The sequence below is a fragment of the Sphingopyxis soli genome, from assembly GCF_018682675.1.
In the GTDB taxonomy this organism is placed as follows: domain Bacteria; phylum Pseudomonadota; class Alphaproteobacteria; order Sphingomonadales; family Sphingomonadaceae; genus Sphingopyxis; species Sphingopyxis soli.
Genome location: NZ_JAFMTR010000008.1, coordinates 21,034 through 28,638, shown reverse-complemented (window position 1 = coordinate 28,638; position 7,605 = coordinate 21,034). Strand labels below are relative to the sequence as shown.

Annotated in this window: 9 protein-coding genes; 1 reads left to right on the top strand and 8 read right to left on the bottom strand. The window is 66.8% G+C overall.

What is annotated here, in order from left to right; translation table 11 throughout:
- Window positions 1-121: 121 nt before the first annotated feature.
- The 5 genes from J1N50_RS00735 to leuC all read right to left on the bottom strand — a co-directional run bounded on the left by J1N50_RS00735 (window position 122) and on the right by leuC (window position 3,820).
- Window positions 122-391, bottom strand: coding sequence for a hypothetical protein (locus J1N50_RS00735; RefSeq protein WP_246552856.1), 270 nt, complete (start codon window positions 389-391; stop codon window positions 122-124).
- A gap of 117 nt (window positions 392-508) precedes the next feature.
- Entirely contained in the window at window positions 509-718 is a 210-nt protein-coding gene (locus J1N50_RS00730; RefSeq protein ID WP_343227819.1) for a DUF167 domain-containing protein, read from the bottom strand.
- A 65-nt stretch (window positions 719-783) separates the two neighbouring features.
- Window positions 784-1,779: an NADPH:quinone oxidoreductase family protein gene (locus J1N50_RS00725; protein WP_215349152.1), complete on the bottom strand. Its 996-nt coding sequence runs from the start codon at window positions 1,777-1,779 to the stop codon at window positions 784-786.
- A gap of 20 nt (window positions 1,780-1,799) precedes the next feature.
- Entirely contained in the window at window positions 1,800-2,393 is a 594-nt protein-coding gene (gene leuD / locus J1N50_RS00720) for a 3-isopropylmalate dehydratase small subunit (RefSeq protein ID WP_215349149.1), read from the bottom strand.
- Window positions 2,390-3,820 (bottom strand): 3-isopropylmalate dehydratase large subunit, encoded by a 1,431-nt coding sequence (leuC, locus tag J1N50_RS00715; protein ID WP_215349147.1) that lies wholly within the window; start codon window positions 3,818-3,820, stop codon window positions 2,390-2,392. Before leuC ends, leuD begins: the two co-directional genes overlap by 4 nt.
- 164 nt (window positions 3,821-3,984) lie before the next feature.
- Between leuC and J1N50_RS00710 the strand changes: the two genes are divergently transcribed.
- Complete coding sequence (locus J1N50_RS00710) at window positions 3,985-4,503, top strand: sterol desaturase family protein (protein ID WP_215349144.1); 519 nt, start codon at window positions 3,985-3,987, stop codon at window positions 4,501-4,503.
- 95 nt (window positions 4,504-4,598) lie between these two features.
- Here the strand turns inward: J1N50_RS00710 and J1N50_RS00705 are convergent, their stop codons facing one another.
- From J1N50_RS00705 to J1N50_RS00695, 3 genes are read right to left on the bottom strand one after another with little or no spacing between them, the layout of a single operon-like run.
- Complete coding sequence (locus J1N50_RS00705; RefSeq protein WP_215349141.1) at window positions 4,599-5,279, bottom strand: glutathione S-transferase family protein; 681 nt, start codon at window positions 5,277-5,279, stop codon at window positions 4,599-4,601.
- Window positions 5,267-6,244, bottom strand: coding sequence for an NAD-dependent epimerase/dehydratase family protein (locus J1N50_RS00700; protein ID WP_215349138.1), 978 nt, complete (start codon window positions 6,242-6,244; stop codon window positions 5,267-5,269). Before J1N50_RS00700 ends, J1N50_RS00705 begins: the two co-directional genes overlap by 13 nt.
- 57 nt (window positions 6,245-6,301) lie before the next feature.
- Window positions 6,302-7,582: a serine hydrolase domain-containing protein gene (locus J1N50_RS00695; RefSeq protein WP_215349136.1), complete on the bottom strand. Its 1,281-nt coding sequence runs from the start codon at window positions 7,580-7,582 to the stop codon at window positions 6,302-6,304.
- Window positions 7,583-7,605 lie beyond the last annotated feature (23 nt).

Genomic DNA, 7,605 nt, shown 5'->3' with positions numbered 1-7,605 from the left:
TCACCTGACGACTCGGAAAACACGGCAAAACAAGAATCTGGAGTGCCGGTTTTGATTCAATCACAACCGAACGCACTCTAGGACGGATTGTCACGATGCCCTGGCTGCGGGCCGGGGCGCTTTATTCGCTGCCGAACAGGCTTTTCGACGGATTGATGTCGGCGAAGGGCTCCTTCACCTGTTGGCCCATGATCCACAGCTTGTGGCAGGCGATGGTGAAGAACATCACCGCGATCGTCCAGACGATGATCGTCTTGATGACCTGCCACCTTTTGGCTTCATAGGCGGCCTTGGCGCGCGCCTTATAGTCGATGCCGAGCTCGCTTTCGAACTCGGCCACCAACTGCGCGCGGCGGGTGCGCGATATGTTCGCGAGACTGGCGTCCTGCATAGTGTCTTCTTTCGAGCGGCGAGTCGCCATCACCCACACCCAATGGTCCCGATTGTACTGCCTCCGGTCATAGCCAAACAGCCCTGACAAAGGGTTAACCGGGGCGCGGCGATGCGATCAGTCGAGTGCGATTCCGATCAGCTTGATCCGCGCCGCGGCGCCGCGCAGCAGGATCAGGTCGCGCCGCGGAAGGTCGAATGCTGCCGCCAGTACGGCCAGCACCGCGTCATTGGCGGCGCCGTCGGCGGGCGGCGCGGTGACGCGCACCTGCACCGTGCCGTCGGCGATCCGCACCTCGTCGCGGCGCGCGCCCGGCGTCACGCGCACTTCCAGCCGGCCCGGCGCTGCAAGGAGGCGCAGCGCCGCGGTCAGCGCGGGGTCAGGGCGATATTTCAGATGGTGACGACCAGCTTGCCGACCGCGGTCCGGTCGCCGAGCTTGGCGATCGCCTTGCCGCCGTCGGCGAGCGCGAAGCTTTCGGTAACGCGCGGCTTGATCTTGCCCTGCTCCCACAGCTGGAACAGCCGCGCGATATTCGCGCGGTTGCGCGCCGGTTCGCGCATCACGAAAGCGCCCCAAAAGACGCCCGCGACGTCGCAGCTCTTGAGCAGGGTCAGATTGAGCGGCAGGCGCGGGATCCCGGCGGGGAAGCCGACGACGAGATAGCGCCCCTCCCATGCGATCGAGCGCAGCGCGGGCTCGGCATAATCGCCGCCGACCGCGTCGTAGATGACGTTCGCGCCGCCCGGGCCGACCGCTTCCTTGAACGTGTTGGCAAGCTCTTTCGACTGGTCCTTGTCGAACGGTTGGCGGCCATAGACAACGACCTCGTCGGCGCCCGCCTGACGCGCAATCTCACCCTTCTCCGCGCTCGACACGCCCGCGACGACGCGCGCGCCGAACGCCTTGCCCAGCTCGACGGCCGCGATGCCGACGCCGCCCGATGCACCGAGCACGAGCAGCGTGTCACCTTCCTCGATATGCCCGCGATCGACGAGCGCATGGATGCTGGTGCCATAGGTCATCAGCAGCGACGCGCCCTCGGCGAAGTCGTGGCCTTCGGGCAGATGATAGACATTGTGGACGCCGACCGCGACCGCTTCGGACATGCCGCCATTGCCGCAGCCCGCGATGACGCGCTCGCCGACCTTGAACTCGGTCACCCCTTCGCCGACTTCGGCGACCAGGCCCGCGACTTCGCCGCCGGGGGCGAAGGGGCGTTCGGGCTTGAACTGGTACTTGTCCTCGATGATCAGCACGTCGGGAAAGTTGACCGCGCAGGCCTTCACATCGATGACGATCTGGCCTTTGCCTGCGGTCGGGCGCGGCAGCTCGCCGAGGGTGAGCGTTTCGGGGCCGCCGGTTGCGGTCGACAAGAGAGCCTTCATCATCTTCTCCTTTTGTAATCTTATGCCGCCGCCGGGCGCAGCCACGGACGGTCGGTGTCGAGTTGCCTCTCATATGCCGCGATCGCGGCGTCGCTCTTTTCGGTGAGCGAAATCTCGTCGAGTCCCTCGATCAGGCACATCTTGCGGAAGGGATCGATCTCGAAGGCGAAGCGGTCCTGGAACGGCGTCGTTACGGTCTGGGTGTCGAGGTCGACATGGACCGGGTCGGTCCTCGCGACTTCCATCAGCCGGTCGATCGCGGCCTGCGGCAGCACCACGGGCAAGATGCCGTTCTTCACCGCATTGCCCGAAAAAATGTCCGAATAGCTCGGCGCGATCACCACGCGAATGCCCAGGTCGCCGAGCGCCCAGGCGGCATGCTCGCGGCTCGACCCGCACCCGAAATTGTCGCCCGCGATCAGGATCGGCGCGCCCTTATATTCTGGGCTGTCGAAGAGGTTGTCGGGGTCGGCGCGCAGCGTCTCGAACGCGCCCTTGCCCATCCCCTCACGGCTGGTGGTCTTCAGCCAGTGCGCGGGAATGATGACGTCGGTGTCGACATTCTTGAGGCCCAGCGGAATCGCGCGGCCTTCGACTTTCTCGATCGGGGTCATGCCATCAGCTCCCGCACGTCGGTGAGCCTGCCCGTTACCGCTGCCGCCGCCGCCATCGCGGGGCTGACGAGGTGCGTGCGGCTGCCCGGACCCTGACGACCAACGAAATTGCGATTGCTCGTCGAGGCGCAGCGTTCGCCGGCCGGCACCTTGTCGGGGTTCATCGCGAGGCACGCCGAACAGCCGGGCTCGCGCCATTCCAGCCCCGCATCGGTGAAGATGCGGTCGAGCCCTTCGGCTTCGGCCTGCGCCTTAACGAGGCCCGAGCCGGGGACGACGATCGCCCATTTGACGTTATCCGCCTTCCTGCGGCCTTTCACGATAGCGGCGGCGGCGCGCATGTCCTCGATCCGGCTGTTGGTGCAGCTGCCGATGAAGATATTCTCGATCGCCACATCCTGCATCCGCGTGCCGGGTTCGAGGCCCATGTAAGCAAGCGACTTGGCGGCCGCGGCCTGTTTCGACGGATCGGCGAAGCTCGCGGGATCGGGGACAACGCCGGTGATCGGCACGACATCCTCGGGACTGGTGCCCCAGGTCACGCTGGGCGCGATCTCGGCGGCGTCGATCACGACCACCTTGTCATAGGTCGCGCCGGGATCGGTCGCGAGGCTTTTCCAGTAGGCGACCGCCGCGTCCCAGTCGGCGCCCCTGGGCGCATACGGCCGGCCCTTGAGATAGGCGAAGGTCGTCTCGTCGGGCGCGATCAGCCCTGCGCGGGCGCCGCCCTCGATCGCCATGTTGCTCACGGTCAGGCGACCCTCGATGCTGAGCGCGCGGATCGCGCTGCCTGTATATTCGATGACATGGCCGGTGCCGCCCGCGGCGCCGATCGTGCCGGTGATGTGGAGGATGATGTCCTTCGCGGTGACGCCGGGGCCGACCTCGCCCTCGACCCGCACTTCCATCGTCTTCGCCGGTTGCAGCAGCAGCGTCTGCGTGGCCAGCACATGCTCGACCTCGCTCGTTCCGATGCCGAAGGCGAGCGCGCCGATGCCGCCGTGACACGCGGTATGGCTGTCGCCGCAGACGATCGTCGTGCCGGGCAGCGAGAAACCCTGTTCGGGCCCGACGACATGGACGATCCCCTGCTCGGGCGCCACCGCGTCGATGTAGCGGATGCCGAACTCGGGCGCGTTCTTCTCGAGCGCCGCGAGCTGCGCCGCGCTTTCGGCGTCGGCGATCGGCAGTTTGTTTCCGGCCGCATCCTTGCGCACCGTGGTCGGCAGATTGTGGTCGGGCACCGCCAGCGTCAGGTCGGGACGGCGGACGGTCCGTCCGCTCGCGCGAAGCCCCGCGAACGCCTGCGGGCTGGTGACTTCATGGACGAGATGGCGGTCGATGAAGATCAGGCAGGTACCGTCGGGGCGCTGTTCGACGACATGCGCGTCCCAGATTTTTTCGTAGAGGGTGCGGGGCCGGGTCATGCCGGTTCACTTACGCCAGTCGGATAACAATGCAAGCGAGTGGGACACAAAAACGCAATTTTCGGTCGCGGCTCTCGCGTATCCAACCGTTGTCCCGTCACCCCGGCCTTCCCGGGATGACGGGGAGTGTGGCATCACGCGTTGAACGGGCCTATAGTCCCCCCATGTCGACGCTCGCCATCATCGCGCTCGTCCTCGCCACCGTCGTGGCCATGGAACTCGTCGCCTGGGCGAGCCACAAATATGTCATGCACGGCTTCGGCTGGGCCTGGCACCGCGACCATCACGAGCCGCACGACAATCTGCTCGAGAGGAACGACCTGTTCGCCATCGTCGGCGCGGCGATGAGCATTGCGATGTTCGCGATCGGCAGCCCGATGATCCTCGGCGAGTCGGCATGGGAGCCGGGGACGTGGATCGGGCTCGGCATCCTTTTCTACGGCATCATCTACACCCTGGTGCACGACGGCCTCGTCCACCAGCGCTATTTCCGCTGGGTGCCGCGGCGCGGCTATGCCAAGCGCCTCGTGCAGGCGCACAAGCTCCACCATGCGACGATCGGCAAGGAGGGCGGGGTGAGCTTCGGCTTCGTTTTTGCGCGCGATCCGGCGAAGCTGAAGGTCGAATTGAAGGCGCAGCGCGAGGCCGGGGTTGCCGTCGTGAGGGATGCGCTCGTCGACTGAAGCTTCGTCCTTGCGAGGAGCGAAGCGACGCGGCAATCCAATGTTTGCGCAAACCGCTCTGGATTGCTTCGCCTTGCTCGCAATGACAGACCTTTTTAGGCCGTCCGGTAATCCGCCGTAATTACCCCCGCCGCAGCCAACTCTTCCTCATGACTCTCCTCGCGCCAGCTTTCGAGCAGCGCCTGCCGCTCCCATTCGATCATCGCGGGGTGCGCCAGCATATGGTCGACCCACGCCTGCCCGCCGCGGACGTCAAGGCCATAGGTGCGGATGCGGAAGGCGACCGGGGCGTAAAAGGCGTCCACCGCCGAGAAATCCGGCCCCGCCAACCATGGCCCGCCAAACCTCGCCAGGCCTTCCTCGAACAGTTCGCGGATGCGCGCCACATTGCTGCGCAGCGCATCGGACATCGGCTTCGGCGTCACGCGCACCCCGACGTTCATCGTGCAATCATTGCGCAGCGCCGCAAAGCCGCTGTGCATCTCCGCCGTCGCGCACTGCGCCCAGGCGCGCGCGTCGGCATCGGCGGGCCACACGCCCGCGTGCCGGTCGGCCAGATAGAGCGCGATGCCGAGCGAGTCGTAGATGGTGCGCCCTTCGTGCAGCAGCGCCGGAACCTGGCCCGTCGGCGAGAAGCTGCGGAACGCCTCGTAATTCACGGGCCTGGCGAAGGGCTCGACCCGGTCCTCGAACGACAGGCCCAGCGCGCGCATCAGCACCCACGGGCGGAGCGACCAGCTCGAATAGTTGCGGTTGGCGGTGATCAGCACATACATGCTTCGCGCTCCCGGGCGATGATGGGGGAGATGTAGCCCGGGTCGTGCGCGAAGGGCAGGGCGCCGCCGCTCCGGAGCGCCGCCAATAGGCTGCCGAAGTCGGTCTTCGCCCGCCAGCCGAAGCGGCGTTCGGCGCGCGACGGGTCGTAAACGCGGTCGATCGCTTCGGGCAACACCCAGCCCGCGGCCGCATAAAGCTCGGCGGCATCCGGATGGTGCCGTGCAATCACCGCGCGGGCATCGCGCGCCAGCTCGTCGGCCTCGTCCTTCGTGAAAGGCGGCGGCGCCGAGAGGATGAAGGTGTCACAGCCGATCTGCGGCGCGGCCTCCAGCGCCGCAAGGTGCGCGGCGGCGGCATCCTCGACGGTCAGGCGGCGGCCCAGCAATTCATTGGCCTTGAGGTTCGGCCCGCTCGGGACCGCATGGGTGTCGTCATCCTCGGGAAAGAAGCGCCCGGTGCGCAGGATCAGCGCGGCGATGCCATGCTCGCGGTGCACCAGCCTCACCGCCTGCTCGGCGGCAAGCTTGGTGATGCCATAGATGTTGCGCGGCTCGATTGGACCGAAATCCTCGTCCATCCACCACGCGCCATGCGCGCCCGCGCCTTCGCGCACATCGGCGCGCACCATCAGCGAGGTGGTTGAGGTGAAGAGGAAGCGGTCGTTCCCGGCCGCGACTGCCGCCTCGATCAGGTTGAGCGTGCCCGTCACGTTGACGTCGATAAAGGCCTGCCGCGGATAGCGGACGATATCGGGCTTGTGCAGCGCGCCGCCGTGGATGATCGCCTCGATCCCATGCTCGCCCATCGTCCGGTCGATCAGCGTGCGGTCGGCGACGGTCCCGATCACCTGCGTATGGGTGCCGGGCACGACATCGAGGCCGGTCACCGCATGGCCGTTTTCAGTCAGCAGCGGGGCGAGCGTTCGCCCGAGCCAGCCCGACGATCCGGTAAGCAGTACGCGCATCGATGATTCTCCTCGTCGCCTTCGCGCGCCTGATACACGGGGCAGGGAAGGCGCGCGCTACTTTTTGAGGCTCGCGGTGACCGGCCCGGCCCCGGCCGCGCCGCCTGTCGCCGGCGGCAGCTCGCTGAGGTCGAGCCAGGCGGCGTCCGCGCGCCCGTGATAACTGTCGATCGCCGCGAACGGGATGCGGAAGGGAAAGCCCCAATCGCTGTTCCACAGCGCGACGACGCCCGTCTTCGTCGCGGGTTCGAAAATCATCGTCGCGCGATAGCCCGACACCGCACCCGAATGGCCCTCGAGCCGGTGCCCGTCATAGCTGAAGCTCCGCCAGCCGAGTCCGTAGCCGGCATCGCTGATCGCCTGCCGCAACGAACCGCCATAGAGGCGGTCGGTGCCGACGCGGGGGTGATGCGCGATTTGCAACACGCGGGCAGGCAGCACATCGGGGCGGTTCCCCATCATCGCCTGCATCCACGTCGCGAAATCGACGATATCGCTTTCGACCCCCGCGGCGGCGGGCACGCGCCAATAGGCTGCCTTGGCGGGGAGGACCTGAGCGCCGCGATGCGGGCGCGCCCAGTCCTTCGAGCCCGTCAGCCGTTCCATCCCGTAGCCTGCGCTGACCATGCCAAGCGGCAGGAACAGACGATCCTCGACCGCGTCGCCGAACGGCTTGTGCGCCGCCTTCGCCAGAACCTCGCTTGCGGCGTCGAAGGCGATATTCTGATAGGTGTGGCAGGTGCCGGGCTCGCATTGCAGCGGCGCGGCGGAAAGGTCCGCGCGCAGCCGGGCGGGATCCTGTCCCTCTTCCAGCTTTTCGTCATAGGCGTTTTTGGTCAGGCCCGTGCGCTGCGACAGCACATCGGCCAGCGTGATGCGCGCCTCGGCGCCCCCCGGCAGGCGCAGCGAACTGTGCCAGTCGGCGACCGGATGGTCGAGATCGACGGTACCTTCCTTCGCCATCGCCGCCGCCATCGCCCCCGTCGCGGTCTTGGAGACCGAGGCCCAGCGGAACAGCGTCTGCAGCGTGACCGGCGCCCCGGTCGATTTGTCGGCGACGCCATAGGCGCGGACAAAGCGCAATTTCCCATTCTCGACCACCGCGACCGCGAGCCCTGCCATTTCGGGGCGCCGCGCCAGCTCGGCGAGCTGCCGGTCGAGCATCTTGTAATCGATCCGTCCCTGCCATTCGGCGGGGGTGTCGGGCAGGTTTTCGGTGGCCCGGAAAGGGATCGGGACGCTGGCGAGCGGTTGGCTGCTGCCAAAGGCGCGAACGCCGAACCAGCCGACCGATACCAGCGCGGCCACCGCAATCAGAATAACAAAAACGCGCTTCATGGACTCTTTGTCTAGGCTGCGAC